At 46.9% G+C, this 15764-nt stretch carries 14 protein-coding genes and 1 pseudogene; 9 read left to right on the top strand and 6 right to left on the bottom strand.

Going from position 1 to position 15764, the window contains the following annotated elements:
• Window positions 1-6: 6 nt before the first annotated feature.
• Together NKU06_RS03135 and NKU06_RS03130 are read right to left on the bottom strand one after the other, a co-directional pair.
• Window positions 7-1137, bottom strand: a complete 1131-nt coding sequence (locus NKU06_RS03135; RefSeq protein ID WP_253222954.1) for an aminotransferase class V-fold PLP-dependent enzyme — start codon at window positions 1135-1137, stop codon at window positions 7-9.
• 227 nt (window positions 1138-1364) lie between these two features.
• A complete protein-coding gene (locus tag NKU06_RS03130) occupies window positions 1365-2102 on the bottom strand; it encodes a dienelactone hydrolase family protein (protein ID WP_254728691.1) in 738 nt (245 codons plus the stop codon).
• Window positions 2103-2238: 136 nt separating this feature from the next.
• Here NKU06_RS03130 and NKU06_RS03125 point away from each other — a divergent pair, with 136 nt between their 5' ends.
• The 5 genes from NKU06_RS03125 (at window position 2239) to NKU06_RS03105 (ending at window position 8282) form a co-directional block, all read left to right on the top strand.
• Entirely contained in the window at window positions 2239-2703 is a 465-nt protein-coding gene (locus tag NKU06_RS03125; protein WP_254732124.1) for a YcgN family cysteine cluster protein, read from the top strand.
• 151 nt (window positions 2704-2854) lie between these two features.
• Window positions 2855-3727, top strand: a complete 873-nt coding sequence (locus tag NKU06_RS03120) for an HlyC/CorC family transporter (RefSeq protein ID WP_253222957.1) — start codon at window positions 2855-2857, stop codon at window positions 3725-3727.
• A 539-nt stretch (window positions 3728-4266) separates the two neighbouring features.
• On the top strand, window positions 4267-5814 hold the full coding sequence (gene lnt / locus NKU06_RS03115) for an apolipoprotein N-acyltransferase (RefSeq protein WP_371928023.1): 1548 nt from the start codon (window positions 4267-4269) through the stop codon (window positions 5812-5814).
• A gap of 152 nt (window positions 5815-5966) precedes the next feature.
• Window positions 5967-6383 carry a hypothetical protein gene (locus NKU06_RS03110; RefSeq protein ID WP_254728689.1) on the top strand — a complete coding sequence of 139 codons (417 nt, stop codon included), beginning with the start codon at window positions 5967-5969 and terminating at the stop codon, window positions 6381-6383.
• Window positions 6384-6485: 102 nt separating this feature from the next.
• A complete protein-coding gene (locus tag NKU06_RS03105; RefSeq protein WP_254728687.1) occupies window positions 6486-8282 on the top strand; it encodes an aminopeptidase P family protein in 1797 nt (598 codons plus the stop codon).
• Window positions 8283-8503: 221 nt separating this feature from the next.
• Here the strand turns inward: NKU06_RS03105 and NKU06_RS03100 are convergent, their stop codons facing one another.
• Complete coding sequence (locus NKU06_RS03100; RefSeq protein WP_254728685.1) at window positions 8504-9238, bottom strand: hypothetical protein; 735 nt, start codon at window positions 9236-9238, stop codon at window positions 8504-8506.
• Between the two features lie 39 nt (window positions 9239-9277).
• On the opposite strand from NKU06_RS03100, the pseudogene NKU06_RS03095 reads away from it, so the two are divergent.
• The 4 genes and pseudogenes from NKU06_RS03095 to NKU06_RS03080 all read left to right on the top strand — a co-directional run bounded on the left by NKU06_RS03095 (window position 9278) and on the right by NKU06_RS03080 (window position 11144).
• Window positions 9278-9611, top strand: a pseudogene (locus NKU06_RS03095) (hypothetical protein).
• A 54-nt stretch (window positions 9612-9665) separates the two neighbouring features.
• Window positions 9666-10187 (top strand): hypothetical protein, encoded by a 522-nt coding sequence (locus NKU06_RS03090; RefSeq protein ID WP_254728683.1) that lies wholly within the window; start codon window positions 9666-9668, stop codon window positions 10185-10187.
• Complete coding sequence (locus tag NKU06_RS03085) at window positions 10177-10869, top strand: nucleotidyl transferase AbiEii/AbiGii toxin family protein (protein WP_254728681.1); 693 nt, start codon at window positions 10177-10179, stop codon at window positions 10867-10869. The genes NKU06_RS03090 and NKU06_RS03085 overlap by 11 nt, the downstream gene beginning before the upstream one ends.
• Complete coding sequence (locus tag NKU06_RS03080; protein WP_253222962.1) at window positions 10866-11144, top strand: hypothetical protein; 279 nt, start codon at window positions 10866-10868, stop codon at window positions 11142-11144. Before NKU06_RS03085 ends, NKU06_RS03080 begins: the two co-directional genes overlap by 4 nt.
• A 63-nt stretch (window positions 11145-11207) precedes the next feature.
• Here the strand turns inward: NKU06_RS03080 and NKU06_RS03075 are convergent, their stop codons facing one another.
• The 3 genes from NKU06_RS03075 to NKU06_RS03065 all read right to left on the bottom strand — a co-directional run bounded on the left by NKU06_RS03075 (window position 11208) and on the right by NKU06_RS03065 (window position 15608).
• Entirely contained in the window at window positions 11208-12602 is a 1395-nt protein-coding gene (locus NKU06_RS03075; RefSeq protein WP_254728679.1) for an anthranilate synthase component I family protein, read from the bottom strand.
• Window positions 12603-12620: 18 nt separating this feature from the next.
• A complete protein-coding gene (locus NKU06_RS03070; protein WP_254728677.1) occupies window positions 12621-14276 on the bottom strand; it encodes a hypothetical protein in 1656 nt (551 codons plus the stop codon).
• A gap of 99 nt (window positions 14277-14375) precedes the next feature.
• Window positions 14376-15608, bottom strand: coding sequence for a beta-ketoacyl-ACP synthase II (locus NKU06_RS03065; RefSeq protein WP_254728675.1), 1233 nt, complete (start codon window positions 15606-15608; stop codon window positions 14376-14378).
• Between the last annotated feature and the right edge of the window lie 156 nt (window positions 15609-15764).

Below are 15764 nucleotides of genomic sequence, written 5' to 3'. Positions count from 1 at the left end.
TTAAAATCAGCCAAACACTTGATCAGCAGCTTTGGCAAATCGTGCGACCGTGCCATCGACATCGACAAGTTTATCTAGACCAAATAAGCCAATACGGAATGATTTATAATCGCTTGGTTCATCGACTTGTAGCGGTGTACCGGCGGCAATCTGCACGCCAGCTGCTGCAAATGCCGCGCCCTTATGCACATCATCGCTTGGTGCATGGCAGACCACCACGCCGAATGCTTGCGCTGATGGCGCAGCGACGCTTTGGATGCCTTTGTCATTGAGCACTGCTAGGATGGCTTGACCCAGTTTGATTTGATTGGACTTTAAGACATCGTAGCCGACATCACGCGCTTCAAATAAGGTATCTCTAAGCTGCTTAAGTCCATCGGTTGGCATGGTGGCATGATAAGCATGACCGCCATTTTCATAAGCGATCATGATATTAAGCCAAGCTTTTAAATCCAGTGCAAAGCTTGATGGCGTGCTTGCTAGTACCGCTTGCTTGGCAGCTTCAGATAACATCACAAGTCCTGCGCAAGGTGTGCTTGATAAGCCTTTTTGTGGTGCAGACAGCAGCACATCAATGCCAAGCGCCTGCATATCCAGCCAAATGCAGCCCGATGCGATGCAGTCAATGGCAAGCAGGCCGCCCACTTCATGTACCGCGTCACCCAAAGCGCGGATATAGTCATCTGACAGCATCATGCCTGATGCGGTCTCGACATGCGGTGCAAAGACGATTTGTGGCTTGTGCTTGCGAATATAATCCGTCACCGCAGCGATGTCAGCTGGGCGAAATTGCACCGCACCATCGACCATCTCTTGATCAGCCTTAAAGACTTCCACTGATTTGGCGACGCGTGTGGCATCCAAAATCTGCGTCCAACGATAGCTGAACCAGCCATTACGCACCACCACGCAGTCCTTGCCATCTGCCAAAGCGCGCGCCACCGCTTCCATGCCTGAAGTACCAGAACCAGGGACGATTGCCACCGCATCTGCGCGGTACAATGCCTTTAATTCACTGGATAAATCAGTCATCACTGCTCGAAACTGCGCCGACATATGATTGAGCGCGCGGTCGGTATAGACCACCGAATATTCAAGCAAACCATCAGGATCGATATCGTGTCGTAATGCAGGCATGGCGTTCTCCTTGTGTGCCAAAATGTGTCATGCCAACACTGTAGCAAGTCATCGACAAAAAATCAAGCAATCAATAGGTCATATAATGGTTATTTAGATGGGAAATGATAACAGTGGGTAAAGATGGCAGGTGAACAGTGGCTCATTTTTTTAACACTACTCAATCCACCAAATAAAAAAACAGCCGCAAATTTCATGCGGCTGTTTGCTATTATAGATGATAAATCTTACAAACTCTCTTTCATAAACTTCACCATCTTATCCCAGCTTGCCTTGGCAGCATCGGCATGATAGCCTAAGTCCACGCTATTTTCACGAGCGCGCTCGTCAGCGTGCGGATTGCTAAAGCCATGCTTTGCGCCAGCATAGACATCAATTTCATAGCTGACATTAGCAGCGTCAAGCTCAGCGCGCAGCCCATCGATAGCAGCATCAGGGATCATACTGTCAGCACCGCCGTGGGCGACGAGTACTTTGGCAGTGAATTTGTCCGCGGTGGCAGGCGTGATCGGCGTTGGGTTGCCATGGAAAGTGGCGACAGCTTTTAGTGGCGTGCCTAAGCGCGCCATATCAAGGGCGATTTTACCGCCAAAGCAAAAGCCCGCGATACCGATGCGGCTGCCATCGACCTGTGGTAAGGCGGCGACATCAGCAAAAATCTTAGCGCAGCGGTTCATCAGCTCATCAGAATTGGTCAGCATCTGCGTCATCCATTCGTTGGCTTGATGCGCATCGGTGGTCATTTTGCCATCGCCATAGATGTCCATCACCACCGCCACAAAGCCTTCATTTGCCAAGCGTTCGGCGACTGTCTTTGGATGTTCGACCACGCCCCACCACTCAGGTGCGACGAGTACGGCAGGCGATGTGCTGTTGGTTGGCGTATCTATCGGCATGGCGACATAACTGTGCAGGGCAGTGCCATCTGGTGCGGTGGTAGTAAGTGTCGTAGTGCTGATTGTCATGATGCTTATCCTTAATATAGACCAAAAATTCACGGATGTGATAGGGATAACTTAACAAGGGATTTTAGGCAAGTCAAGCGGTTTTTTGGATGGATTTAGGGTACAATAGACACTTTGTTGGCAACCAATGATTATGATGACAGACAATCAACTTCGCCCACGATTTTGGGAGACTTATTTGCTTAATGAGCTGACCGACGATGAGTGGGAAGCGTTGTGCGATGGCTGCGGCGTGTGCTGTTTGGTGAAATTTTTGGACGATGATGATGTGCGCTTTACCGAATACACCGATGTCGCCTGTCAGCTGCTTGACTGCACGACGGGGCATTGCTCAGATTATGCACACCGCCAAGACACCGTGCCTGACTGTATTCGCTTAACCGCAGCTGATTTGCCCAATATGCTGTGGCTGCCCAGACATTGTGCGTACAAGCGGCTGTATTTGGGGCAGAAGCTGCCACCGTGGCATAAGCTATTACACGACGGCATTCATCATAAAGCAGGCTTTGCCAAGGTCTCAGCTGCACGCCGCTGCGTCAGTGAAATTGGCTTATCGGACGAGACAATCGAGACGCGCATCGTAAAATGGGTGAAGATTTGAAAAATCACCAAAAGCCACTTGAATAATTGGTCGCGATACGCTAAATTGTACAAAAACGATGCGTCTAACTGCGGTCGCTCAGGAAGAGTTGCCAAAAATATGATGTATTATTAAGATTTATAACACAATACGAGGTTAAATTATACCGCTGATGTCTGATGACAATTCGAGTAGTTGGTCAATGCGTGGGCTTAAGCGTTGGTTATCCACCGCGCCTGAGACACGAGATGATTTGTTAAAATTGGTACAGGATTCTCGCCAATTTTTAGAGCCGGATACGGTCGATATGCTAGAAGGGGTGTTGGATTTACCCGCCACCCAAGTCCGTGAAATCATGACGCCACGCCCGCAGGTACACGCTGTGGCGAGTGACGATGATTTATCCGACATCCTATCGGTGGTGCTTGAGACCGAGCATTCTCGCTATCCTGTGTTTGATAGCCTTGATGACAATGCGGTGCTGGGGATTTTGCTTGTCAAAGACTTAATCCCACTACTTAAGGCCAAAGCTGAAGGTGTAGATTTACCCCTAAAGCTTGCCGACATCGTGCGCAAACCTTTGTATATCAGTGAAACGGCGCGTTCTGATACGCTGCTGCGCTCATTACAAAAAGCTCAAGTGCATATGGCGATCGTCGTCGATGAATTTGGTTCGGTGTCAGGCGTGGTGACGATGGAAGATTTGCTCGAAGAGATCGTCGGTGACATCGTCGATGAGCATGATGACATCGATGAAGACAGCGATATCAATAATATCGTGCCACATCCTGATAAAGCAGGCGTGTGGCTTGTGCAGGCGGCGACTTTGATCAGTGACTGTAATGAAGTCTTGGGCAGTCAATTTGATGATGCGGATGTCGATACCATGGGCGGTCTTGTGATGCAGGCTTTGGGCTTTGTCAGTCATCTGGAAGGTGCGGTGGTGCAGATTGATGATTGGCAAATCACCGTCGTCGATGTCGAAGGGCGATTCATTCATCTGCTGGAACTTGAGCTTGTGCCACAAGCAAGCAGCGAAGAATAGCCAAATAAATCTAAAAAGCCAAAGCGTGTGCGTTTTGGCTTTTTTGTTGATGGTTATTTGTATAAGACCCCTCCCAACCTCCCCCTTGAAAAAGGGGAGGGGCCGCTCTTTTTTGCTTTGGTTTGAAATATAAATCCCTTCTTCTTTATCGCCGCAAGAAAGTAGCATCTATTCTTAATTCAGTTTTGCAAGGTGTAGCTCCCTCCCCTTAATTAAGGGGAGGGCTGGGGGTGGAGTTTGGTAAAAAAGAGATATTTTTATTGATAATTTATATCAGTTAAGATAATGAATTGGGTGTGGCATCCGCACTATTTTACCGAAGATGATTGATTTTGATGACAAAACTTGCAAAGGTTTTTTTGTAAAATTGATACATTGGGTATTTTCATGGTGCGTATAACGCACCCTATGGCTATTTTTAAATCCAACCCATAAACCAAATTCACCCAATATTCCCCAAATCCAGCACGGCTGTCGCCAAATCACCCAAAATCTGCTAAACTACCGCCTTTATCATTTGAACCAAAAATCCTTGCCTTATGAGCCAAACCATCAGTCACGCACCACTTCGGGGGCGTAAGCCTGCCACCGCCAAAACTTTTCCACTAAGCCTTGCCATGCTTATTGCCTTGATCGCAGGGCTTGGATTTAGTCTATCGCTTGCACCTTATTATCTGTATCCGATCGCCATCATCTCGCCGATGGTGCTGTACGCGCTTTTGATCGGTACGGACAATGCCAAGCGTGCGTTTTGGATTGGTGAAGCTTATGGCTTTGGCACATGGGCGGTGGGGGCGTTTTGGCTATATACATCGATTCATGAATATGGCGCAGTGCCATCGTGGGCGGCGTATATCCTGATTGGCTTGATGGCGTTGATCATGGGCTTATTTCATGCGGTGATGTCGTGGGCGTTTGTACGCTTTACGGCGCGGCAGCCGTTGGCATTTGCCGGGTTTTGGGTGGTGCAAGAGTGGGCGAAAACTTGGCTTTTGACTGGTTTTCCATGGCTGTTTGTTGGTTATGCGTTCACCGAAGTGACTTGGCTGAACGGACTTGCACCGATTACAGGCGTGTTTGGCTTATCGTTTTTAGCGGTGCTGTTTGGCGCAGCGACCATTGAGCTGTTTCGGCATAAGGGCAGCTATATGCTGATCAGCGGTGTTTTGACCACCATCGCTGCCATGACTAGCCTTGCCAATATCACATGGACGACGCCAACAGGTAAGAGTACGAGCGTGTCTTTGGTGCAGGGCAATATTCCACAAGATCTGAAGTGGCTTGCTGAATATCAGCTGGAGACTTTGCAGATTTATGCTGAGCTGTCCCAAAGCGAATGGGGGCGTGATGCGGTGATTTGGCCAGAATCATCCATTCCTATGACCCAAGATGCCGCGTGGGAATTTATCGCACAGCTTGCCAATACCGCGTATCAGACGGGCAGCAGCTGGGCAACAGGTGTGCCGTATCGTGAGCAGTCGGGTGATACAGAGCAGTTTTTTAATAGTGTGATGTCCTTTGATGGGGTGAATGCGCAGGTGTACAAAAAACAAGCACTGGTGCCATTTGGTGAATATGTCCCATTTGGCGGGGTGTTAAATATCTTACCGGGGCTTGATGGCATGGGGCAAGGCTTTGTGCGTGGTGAGCCGAACCAAGCACCGCTTAAGCTTAATGATCAAGCAGCAGGCATGGCGATCTGCTATGAAGTGGCGTATCCTGACATCGTCCGCCGTAATGCTGCTGGCAGCGATTTTCTTTTGACCGTGTCCAATGATGCGTGGTTTGGCACATCAGCAGGTCCGATGCAGCATTTGCAAATGGTGCAGATGCGCAGCCTTGAGACAGGGCGTTATTTTGTGCGTGCGACCAATAATGGCGTCACTGCGATCATCAATGAGCATGGACAAGTGGTGTCAAGTCTGCCACAGTTTGAGCGTGCGGTATTGCGCGGTGATGTGCCAAGTGTGACAGGCAGCACGCCTTATATGGCGTTGGGTGCGTATCCGATTTTATTCTTATCGGCGTTATTAATTATCCTAAGTGCGATTGCTAAGCATTATAGCAAGCCTGCACACCGCCGCTGATTGTATTCTTAATCAATGGGCGAAATTGTGAAAATAATTCCATAATTGTAAAAAGGAAATGTACAAAAAGCCACAATTTGGTATATAATAGAGAAAATTTATTTCTGAAACGCTCAGATTGACCCAATTAAATAGATTTAGGCAGGTGACTTATGGCACATGATGCTTCACAAAACAACCCAGTAAAAGAATCGGTAACGGCACTTGTTGGTATTGTGCTATTGCTTGTGATGATTGGCGGTATCGCGATCTCTGCATGGCTGCGTCCTGCAGGCGAGCATCAGCCAGCTGAGACACCTGCTGCCGAAGCAACAGCAGAACAAGCCGCTCCAACAGCTGAAGCAACCGCAGAACAAGCTACACCTGCAGATGCTACCGCTGAGCAAGCGCCTGCAGCTGACGCTACCGCAACCGCTGAAACACAAACAACCGATGCTGCACCAGCTGAGCAAGCAGCCACCGATGCAGCTGCAACTGAAACAGCACCTGTTGCTGATGCACAAGCTGACGCTCCAGCTACTGAAGCAACCGCAGAACAAGCTGCACCAGCCGAAGAAGCCAAAAAATAATTTTTTTGGATAATAAAAAGCTCTTAACATGATTAAGGGCTTTTTTGTTATGGGGTTATCCTGTGCTAAAATATGATGAATTTGACTAAATAGGAAAAATAAATGAATGATTCGGTGCAAATTCGTCGTGAGCGTCTGGCTGCTGCGCGTGCTTTGATGGCGGCGCATGGCGTGGATGCCTTGATTATCCCATCGGCTGATCCGCATATGTCAGAATATCTACCTGTGTATTGGCAGGGTCGTGCGTGGCTGTCAGGCTTTACAGGCTCGGTGGGTACACTGGTGATTACCGCTGATTTTGCTGGTGTGTGGACGGATAACCGCTACTGGGTGCAAGCACCGATGCAGCTTGAAGGTACGGGTATCGAACTACAAAAAATGCAAATCGGTCGCCCGACTTTCTCGACATTTTTGGCTGAGCACCTGCCAAGCGGTGCCAAAGTCGCCATCGATGGTAATGTCTTATCGGTCAATGAATCAGACACGCTAAAAGCTGCTTTTGGTGATAAGGGCATTGAGCTTGTGACGACCCTTGATTTACTTGCCAAGATTTGGTCGGATCGCCCAAGCTTGCCAACAGATGCCATCTATGAGCATCCTGCCGAGTTTGTCGATACGACAGCAGCGGACAAGCTTGCCATAGTCCGTAGTGCCATGAGCGAAAAAGGTGCTAACGCGCATCTGATCAGTAGCCTAGATGACATCGCATGGCTGGTCAATCTGCGTGGCAGTGATGTGGTATTTAACCCAGTCTTTTTGTCGCATCTACTGATTACGGATACGGCTGCGACATTGTTTGTCGATCAAAACAAGCTTGATGACACCATCAAAGCAAATCTTGCCGCTGCGGGCATCAATACGGCGGATTATGGCGACATCATCGATGCGGTGGCGGATGTGCGTGGTACGCTACTGATTGATCCTGCTCGTGTCTCGGTCGGCACACTCTCAAAACTGCCTGCTGATACCGCCATCGTGCGTGCGATGAATCCAAGCACCTTGCTAAAAGCCATCAAATCAGATGCAGATATTGAGCATATCCGTGAAGCGATGCGTCAAGATGGTGCGGCTTTGTGCGAGTTTTTCTCAGAGTTTGAAGCAAAGCTTGCCAAGGGTGAGAAATTGACCGAACTGGATGTCGATCGTATGCTCAACGAAGCTCGCAGCCGTCAGCCGCATCATATTTCGCCAAGCTTTGGCACGATTGCAGGTTACAAGGGTAATGGGGCGATTGTCCATTATTCAGCCACCGAAGATAATTTTGCTACCATCGAAGGTGATGGCCTGCTACTGATTGACTCAGGGGCACAGTATTATAACGGTACCACCGACATCACGCGTATGGCAAGCTGTGGCACCGTCAGCGATGATGAAAAGCGTGATGTGACTTATGTGCTCAAAGCACACATTGGACTTGCCAAAGCGTATTTCCCAGAAGGACTGCCATCAGGTCAGATTGATGTGTTGGCTCGTATCCATCTATGGCAACAAGGCTTGGATTATGGTCATGGCACAGGTCATGGTGTGGGCTACTTTATGAATGTCCACGAAGGCCCGCAAGTCATCTCAGTACACGCACCAGCCACCGCCGAGCGTGTGCTGAAGCGTGGCATGATCACGACCAATGAGCCAGGACTGTATCGTGAAGGCAAATGGGGTATCCGCCTAGAAAACTGCGTCGTACACGTGCCAGCACATGAGACTGAGTTTGGGACTTTCTTGAAGTTTGATGATTTGACCTTGTGCCCGTTTGATACGCGTCTGATTTTGCCAGAGCTATTGACCACCGAAGAAAAAGCATGGCTGAACAGCTACCATCAGCGTGTCCATGATGAGCTGATCGACCGTGTTTCAGGTGATGCTAAGGCGTGGTTGATTGAACGCACCAAAGCGGTGTGATTTGACAGATTCAAGCTGATTGAATGGCAAAAGCTCCATCGGGTGATGGGGCTTTTTTGTAATACAATCTCAAATACGAGTAGTAGATACCATCTCCTATCCTATGTCACAATAGTATTTTATTGAGTATAGCGACAAGATGTGTCGTACAAAAAAGAAAGCGATGGAATTTGCAAATTACTTTACGAATTTCACCGCTTTAAATTTTGATTTGAATAAGATTACTTAATTAGTTCTCTTAAATATTCTCCAATAGCCTGAATAGAAGTATGAGATTTTAAACCAGTTCGTGCGTTAGGAAATGGTAATACCGCAACAACTGTTCCATTCTCATTTCTTTTCCAACGCACAGTTAATTCCCCAACGTCTTCACATTGAAATCTTTTATACCCATCAGAAAAAGCAATATTAAAATCATCTTCGTAATTGATGCCAAAACAAAGAATTAATTTTGGACTGTGTTTTTGCATAAGCTGATTAATTGCAGGTAAACGATAGCGACGACACCAACGTATATACTCCCCTTTATCCGCAAAAGTAAGTAGTTCGTCTAATTTAGGATCCCAGTTATTTGGATCGGTATTGGTAAACCAAAGTGGATAAAGATTCATTTTAAAGTAGCCTGTTTTAGCTCCTTTAATCCATACTTTTTGGTCTTCTGCAAATTCAGCATAATCTTCAACCTTTCCACCATTTATGGCACATAGCAATTTGCAAAGTACTTTATCATAGGGAGCAGTTATATTTTTCTCTTTTTCATCATTTTCTTCAAATCCATTAATTGTTTTCCATTCGTTACTTTCAAAATATTTTTGTACTGATATTGCGGTTGAGTTTTCCCCTCCCCATTCAATTCCACAACACCAAATTGATGGTCTGTCTAGATTCCCTATATCTCCACCATTATACCCCGAATAGCCAAGTAAAAATTCTTGAATTTCTGTTTTCATTAACATAATAAATACTCCCAAAATTAATTAAAGCACAAAAAAAGACTGCTTAAATTTTTTGTACTTGAAGTTACTACTCGTTCGGCAGCTGATTTGCTACAAATACACCCAAATTCAGCAGCTTTATTCTATCATAAAATCAGACTTGTGATAGAATACCATCTTAATCTTAACTTAAGGCTAAAGAATTGTTTGATGGCGAAATAGAGCTTGATGAAAGTTATTTTGGCAGCATTTGCAAAGCCAAGCGTGTTTTAAGAAAGTACAATGGCATTGACAAGAAACACTTTCATCTTTTTATCAAAGAATGTGAGTTTCGTTTTAACTTGGTACACCATCTAATCAGCTTAAAGCATTGAGAAGATGGTGTGGGATTTAGGCTAATCTAGTATAGCCCCTAATTTAAAAAAACAAATAAAAATCAGCAGGGTTTATGCTTTACGAAGAATTATCCAAATTCCACTATTCGCCATCGCTGTACATCAGTGGCTTTCGAGCGTTAAATACGCAAGACTATGAGCACAACACAGGTGATTGGCATAATGTTGAAACTTGGTTTCATCCAAAATCACGGATTAAACGCTACAATATAGTTGGCATCGGTCAAGAGTTAGATACCGTGCCGTATTTGGGCAGTATTGGCGTTTTTGAGAGCAGTGGAGTATTTGCAAAAATGGGCATTCCCAAATTTGCTGATACGGTGTACTGTGCAACTCATGCCAGAGCGATTGCTGATTTGGTGATTGCTGAAGCGTTTTTTGCCACGCCGTATCATGGCACCAAGTTATTTAGAAAAATACAACTTACTGATTTTGATGATTTTATGAGTACGCCAGCGGATAAACAGCGAGTATATGATTTATTACAAATCGCCATACCAAAGCTACCAAAGGCACAATCAGACCATGTGTCTGCATGGCTAAGGCTCGCCAAGGACAAAAATTATGATGTATAATCAGCAAACGCACACAGAATTAATGCTTGCAGTATTGGCAAAAATCCAAGATAAGCCATTGATTCTAAAGGGCGGAACGGCATTGATGTTGTGCTATGGTCTTGACCGTTTTTCAGAAGATTTGGATTTTGACATTCAGGGTGATTTTGTTGGCAAGGGCACGATTAACCTTGTTCATACGCTAAAATCTGTCACGGGACAAAATTTTGAAGTGCTTGATGTGATTATCAAAAAAGACACGCCAACTGTCACCAGATATTTGCTAAGATACCATGACAGGCGTGAAAATCAGCATACAGCTTTGAAAATTGAAACATCTTACCGAACGCCAAACCATGATTATGCCATCGTCAATGGTCTCAAAACAGCAAAAATCCAAGATATTGCAGCGTTTAAAATCAACTGCGTGCTTGATGCACAACATGACAGCCGAACCAAAGCTAGAGATTTATATGCGACCAATTTTATCATCAGAGAATTTGCTGATGACATCTCGGTGGATATTCTCAAGCGATTGGCGGATTTGGATATTGACCAATTAAGTTCACGCTATGCTTCAGCATTTTGTGAAGATGAGTTTCTTAATGATAAGACGGATGTCGATTCTGTGGTTCTTGAATTACAACAAAATGCACAAAGGGCATTTGACCACAAAACTAAAGCGTCTGGAGCGGATATATGAAAACAGGTGAAAAGACTTATTTTGATTTGGATGTTGTCCAATTGGCTGGTAGTATTCTAGGTGTATTATTGGATGATATTGAGCATCTGCCCTGTGCTGATGAGTTTAATCAATGGATTTATGGTTCGACGCTTGGCGTGGGTGCTAATGGCGAACGGGTAGTGTATTTGCACGATTGGGAGTTTTTCGCTCGCCGCTATTTAAATGGTCAGCCTGCCAAAAGTTATCTTGAGATTCAAGGCGAAGTCATGAAACAACTATTCTCATCCAAATAATCAAAATAGCCAAAGCCAACATCCAACATTGTGATTGATTAGCAACCCGCTTGTTGGTAAAGCTCACCCATCCGCCAAAGTCTTTAAAATCATCCCAACTTTATCCATACATTCTTGATATTCATCATCGACTTGTGAACGGATGGTGATACCGCCACCTGCCCAGACGCTGATGCTATCGGCATTGGCTTGGATGGTGCGAATCAACACATTAAACTGCCCCGTACCATCAAAATTCAAATAACCCATACTGCCACAGTACGCACCACGCGGCGCACTTTCTAGTTCAAAAATCATCTCACAAGCGCGTTTTTTGGGAGCGCCAGTGATTGAGCCTGCCGGCAATGAGCCAAACAGCACGGCGATGGGGTGGCTATCATCTTTGAGCGTAGCGGTGATGGTGCTGACCATGTGATGTACATTGCTAAAGCTTTCGATGGCGAATTTCACAGGCGTTTTGACGCTGCCGATTTCGGCATATTTACCCAAATCATTGCGCAAAAGATCCACAATCATCAGATTTTCGCTGATGTCTTTTTGGCTGGTAGCAAGCGCTTGTTTGTACTGTTCATCAAGTACAGGATCGCTTGCACGGGGGCGCGTACCTTTGATGGGTTTGGTGATGATATGGATAGAGTTATTTTGTTTATAAAAAGTAAAAAATAGCTCAGGCGATACCGATAATAATTCAAAATCCCCCACTTGTAAAAATCCTGCAAATGGCGCTTGGCTTGCACTCATAAGATTGGGCAAGTGTGCGGATAATTTACCTGATTTGGCGGCAAGCCATGCTTGGGTGAGATTGATCTGATAGCCATCACCTGCCAGCAGATAGGTTTGTGCTTTTTCAAAGGCGGCTTGATAGTCATCTTTTGACCAGATAGGGGCAAGAGATAGCGGTTCAGCTTTTGGCAAGGCTTGATTTTGCAAGGTGTTTAACTCATTGATTAGGGTATTAAGAGTAATATCATCATCTTGACAAATCAGCACAAAGCCGCACTTGCCATCTTGGGCGACAGGCTTAAGATAAATATCATAATGCCCAAAAAAACTGGCAGGCTGATCGGATTTTAACTCAATTTCATCATTCAATGCATGAGCTGCGATGTCATACCCGACAAAGCCCATCAAGCCATGCTGATAGCCGCAAGCCTGATCAGATGAGTTGTGATTGGCTTGTTTTTCGCTGTATTTGCTTAATTTATCTAATAAATCATGATAGCTACTTGGCAAGTGCTGCTGAGTATAAGCCAAATCTGCTTGCCGCTGCATCATCGTCAGCGTCCATGATTTGCCCTGTGTATCATCTGCTGATAATCGCCAACTGACTTTGGGCAAAATACCAATCACAGGCTGATGATCATCATTTAAGAAACACGCTTGCCAATCAGGATGATGATCGGTAATCAGTGTGGTCAGTGCAGCAGCCGTCAGCGTGCTTGAGATGGTGATATTCATGCGAAATCTTATTTTCAATTACCAAAAATCCACACTGCGGACAATTACAGGATGGTCACTGCTGATGGTGACAGCGGTGATGGTGCGGTTTTGGACAGCTTTTGGCAAATCAACCTGTACCGTGCCAAGCCGATACATACCGCTGTCATGCTCGCTTACGCGCTCGATTAAGGCAGGATCGGTAGGATCAAGTGTAAGGCTCACCGCATTGCCATCGTCAAGCGCAAGGGTGATATCCACCGTCGTGCCTTTGTCGCCATGACTGCCTGTTGGTGCGATTTGTAAGGCAAGGGCGGTTGCGCCTTGGATGTTGGTGGTGGCTTTGGCAGCGTTACTTAGATATGCCACAGGGGTGATGGCTTGCACCACGCCCATCTCAGGCTCAGGGCAAGCAGGCATGATGGCGGAGGCTGGATTCATCGGATCGCTGTAGGCGCAATATTTAACACCGTCTGAATCGCCGAAATCTTTGGCATCAATAAAGCCTTTGCTCTGTGCACTTAAAGCAAGCCAACGCGCAGGATAGCCTGCAACGGTTTTGGGCAAGGCTTGATGTGGCTTGGTTGGTAGGGTGCTGTCTTTGCCTTGGATAGTTGCGCCAAACCAATCATCAACTGCCGTAAGCAGCATCTTCTCGTGTGCCTTGTCATCATGACAAGTGATGATATCGCAGCCACGGCGATCGTCCATCTCGGCTTGCACTGCCGTGCGATTGATCGACATATGCCCAAAGCCAGATAATTCCACCGTACTGGCAGCGGTCTGTCTTGGCGTGGTGGTGTAGTGCGACAGCCACAGATTTGCCGACGCGCCGACATCGGTATCTAGGCTGCCGACGATGGCAAGATAAGGAATGTCTTGTGGTGCAGGCGAAATATCAGCCAACTCAAAAGTCTCATATGATGGCGCATAAGCAAAGATACTCTTAATATTATCTTTACCAAATACCTGCTCAGCCGCTGTCGTCATTTGCCCTGAGCGCGAATGCAAGAATAAGCCCACGGTGGTAAAATCCACCGCAGCCACAGGCGTGCCAAAGTGCTTATCATCTGCCGCCGCAGCTTTTAGCTCATCGCGAAAACGGCTGACGATGTCTTGCCATAGCTTAGGCTGATCATAAGGTTCGGTGACGCCAAGCCCGATAAAAGCAGGGCTAAGGTCAGGAATGATCACCGTATAACCTTGCGCGGCAAGATGTTCGCCAAGGTACTGCATCCCATGATCGAAGCGCAATTCTGCCACGCCATCATGACAAGGAAAGCGCGCATCCATATCAGCGCAGTTCGGTGCGCGCAGATGACTTAGGACGATTAGCGGCGTCGGCGTGGTAGCCTTGTTTGGCGTGATGATCAGACCGCGAATGGGCGCAGCATATTTGCCGATGGTGGCATTGCCAAAATCGACCGCGATGGTTGTCGCCTTACCATCTTGGCTTGTGCTGATGGCGGTTGGGGCAAGTGCGCGATCGGCAGCAGCTTTTGGACCTGTGGCGAATTCTTCGCTCATCTCGCCGCCCGTCTCAGTATTGGCGGTATTTTGGCTTGTGGTGTTGGTGCTTTCGGCTGCAGGTGCTGTAGCTGTCTTGTCAGCTTGTTTATCTTGACAAGCGGCAAGGGCAAGGCATAGCGTGCTTAGGGTGAATAATTTTACAAAAGGGCGCGTGGTCAGTGTCATAAGTCGATTTTGATAAAAATAAACGGATATTGTAAAGCAATGCGTGAAAAAACGAAACCCCACCGAAAGTGGGTGGGGTTGTTTGGCAGGGTTTAAAATTTAACTACCAAACTTCTGCAGTACCAAGGCTGCATTTGTACCACCAAAGCCAAAGCTATTGCTCATTGCACTATTAACTGTGGTGTGGCGCGTCTCGGTGACGATGTCAAAGTTTTTCGTGCCTTCATCCAGATTGGTGACATTAATAGTCGGAGCGATAAAGCCGTGATTGATCATCAATAGACAGTAGATCAGCTCTTGGACACCGACCGCACCTAGGCTGTGACCTGTCATGGATTTGGTTGAGCTGATGGCAGGGGTTTTCTCGACACCACCAAAGGCAGTCGCGATGGCATTCAGCTCAGTGATGTCGCCTAGTGGCGTGCTTGTGCCGTGACTATTGACATAATCAACCTGATCCAGACCTGCTTGCGCTAGGGCGATTTGCATACAGCGCACCGCACCTTCACCGCTTGGTGCGACCATTTCAGCACCATCAGAAGTTGCGCCATAGCCAGTGATTTCTGCTAGGATGGTTGCGCCGCGTGCTTGGGCAGATTCTAGACTTTCGACGATGACCATGCCGCCACCGCCAGCGATCACGAAGCCATCGCGATCAGCATCATAAGGGCGGCTTGCGGTGGTTGGGGTGTCGTTGTACTGCGTACTCATCGCGCCCATCGCATCAAACATACACGACTGTGTCCAATGCTCACCTTCGCCGCCACCTGCGATGACCATATCAGCTTTACCAAGTTGGATCAGCTCCATCGCATGACCGACGCAGTGGCTTGAAGTTGCACAAGCACTTGATAGCGAATAAGACACGCCTTTGATTTTCAGACCCGTTGCCAGTGTCGCTGAGACTGAGCTTGCCATCACTTTTGGTACAGCCATCGCGCCGACACCGCGCAGACCTTTATCGCGCATGGCATCGACAGCGGTAACGACATCGGCAGTCGATGCGCCGCCTGATGCAGCGACCACCGCCACGCGTGGATTGTCCGCGACATCTTCAGGGGTCAGCCCTGCATCTTTGATGGCTTGTAGTGCGGCGACATAGGCATATAAGCTGGCATCGCTCATAAAACGCTTCAGCTTACGATCAATACCTGTGGTATCAAGACTATCAGTATCAATGCTGCCAGAGACTTGTGATTTAAAGCCGTGATCAGCATAGCTTTGGTTGAAGGTCAGTCCTGATTGACCTGCGATCAGGGCGTTTTTTACCGTATCCAAATCATTGCCTAGGCATGAGACAATGCCTGCGCCTGTGATGACAACTCGTTTCATAAGAAAATCCTGTTTTTAAGTTTACAGTTGTAATGCGGCTATTGTAACAAATTATTTGACCAAAAGCGGCAATTTTTTCATAAAAATATCGCAAATTTGCCAAAAATCACCGCATATATCTGGAATTTTTGCAACTTTTAGCACAGCAGTAGGGTT

The sequence above is a fragment of the Moraxella sp. FZLJ2109 genome (assembly GCF_024296965.1).
GTDB lineage: Bacteria > Pseudomonadota > Gammaproteobacteria > Pseudomonadales > Moraxellaceae > Moraxella.
The sequence above is the reverse complement of the archived record's forward strand: the minus strand, read 5'-3'. Positions and strand labels throughout refer to the sequence as shown.

What these genes read in the sequence shown, in the direction of transcription:
- NKU06_RS03135 (WP_253222954.1), bottom strand. Translation starts at nt 1,137, where the DNA reads ATGCCTGCATTACGACACGATATCGATCCTGATGGTTTGCTTGAATAT.
- NKU06_RS03110 (WP_254728689.1), top strand. Translation starts at nt 5,967, where the DNA reads ATGGCACATGATGCTTCACAAAACAACCCAGTAAAAGAATCGGTAACG.
- NKU06_RS03065 (WP_254728675.1), bottom strand. Translation starts at nt 15,608, where the DNA reads ATGAAACGAGTTGTCATCACAGGCGCAGGCATTGTCTCATGCCTAGGC.
- NKU06_RS03130 (WP_254728691.1), bottom strand. Translation starts at nt 2,102, where the DNA reads ATGACAATCAGCACTACGACACTTACTACCACCGCACCAGATGGCACT.
- NKU06_RS03085 (WP_254728681.1), top strand. Translation starts at nt 10,177, where the DNA reads ATGATGTATAATCAGCAAACGCACACAGAATTAATGCTTGCAGTATTG.
- NKU06_RS03105 (WP_254728687.1), top strand. Translation starts at nt 6,486, where the DNA reads ATGAATGATTCGGTGCAAATTCGTCGTGAGCGTCTGGCTGCTGCGCGT.
- NKU06_RS03075 (WP_254728679.1), bottom strand. Translation starts at nt 12,602, where the DNA reads ATGAATATCACCATCTCAAGCACGCTGACGGCTGCTGCACTGACCACA.
- NKU06_RS03070 (WP_254728677.1), bottom strand. Translation starts at nt 14,276, where the DNA reads ATGACACTGACCACGCGCCCTTTTGTAAAATTATTCACCCTAAGCACG.
- NKU06_RS03090 (WP_254728683.1), top strand. Translation starts at nt 9,666, where the DNA reads ATGCTTTACGAAGAATTATCCAAATTCCACTATTCGCCATCGCTGTAC.
- NKU06_RS03120 (WP_253222957.1), top strand. Translation starts at nt 2,855, where the DNA reads ATGTCTGATGACAATTCGAGTAGTTGGTCAATGCGTGGGCTTAAGCGT.
- NKU06_RS03125 (WP_254732124.1), top strand. Translation starts at nt 2,239, where the DNA reads ATGACAGACAATCAACTTCGCCCACGATTTTGGGAGACTTATTTGCTT.
- NKU06_RS03100 (WP_254728685.1), bottom strand. Translation starts at nt 9,238, where the DNA reads ATGTTAATGAAAACAGAAATTCAAGAATTTTTACTTGGCTATTCGGGG.
- NKU06_RS03080 (WP_253222962.1), top strand. Translation starts at nt 10,866, where the DNA reads ATGAAAACAGGTGAAAAGACTTATTTTGATTTGGATGTTGTCCAATTG.
- lnt (WP_371928023.1), top strand. Translation starts at nt 4,267, where the DNA reads ATGAGCCAAACCATCAGTCACGCACCACTTCGGGGGCGTAAGCCTGCC.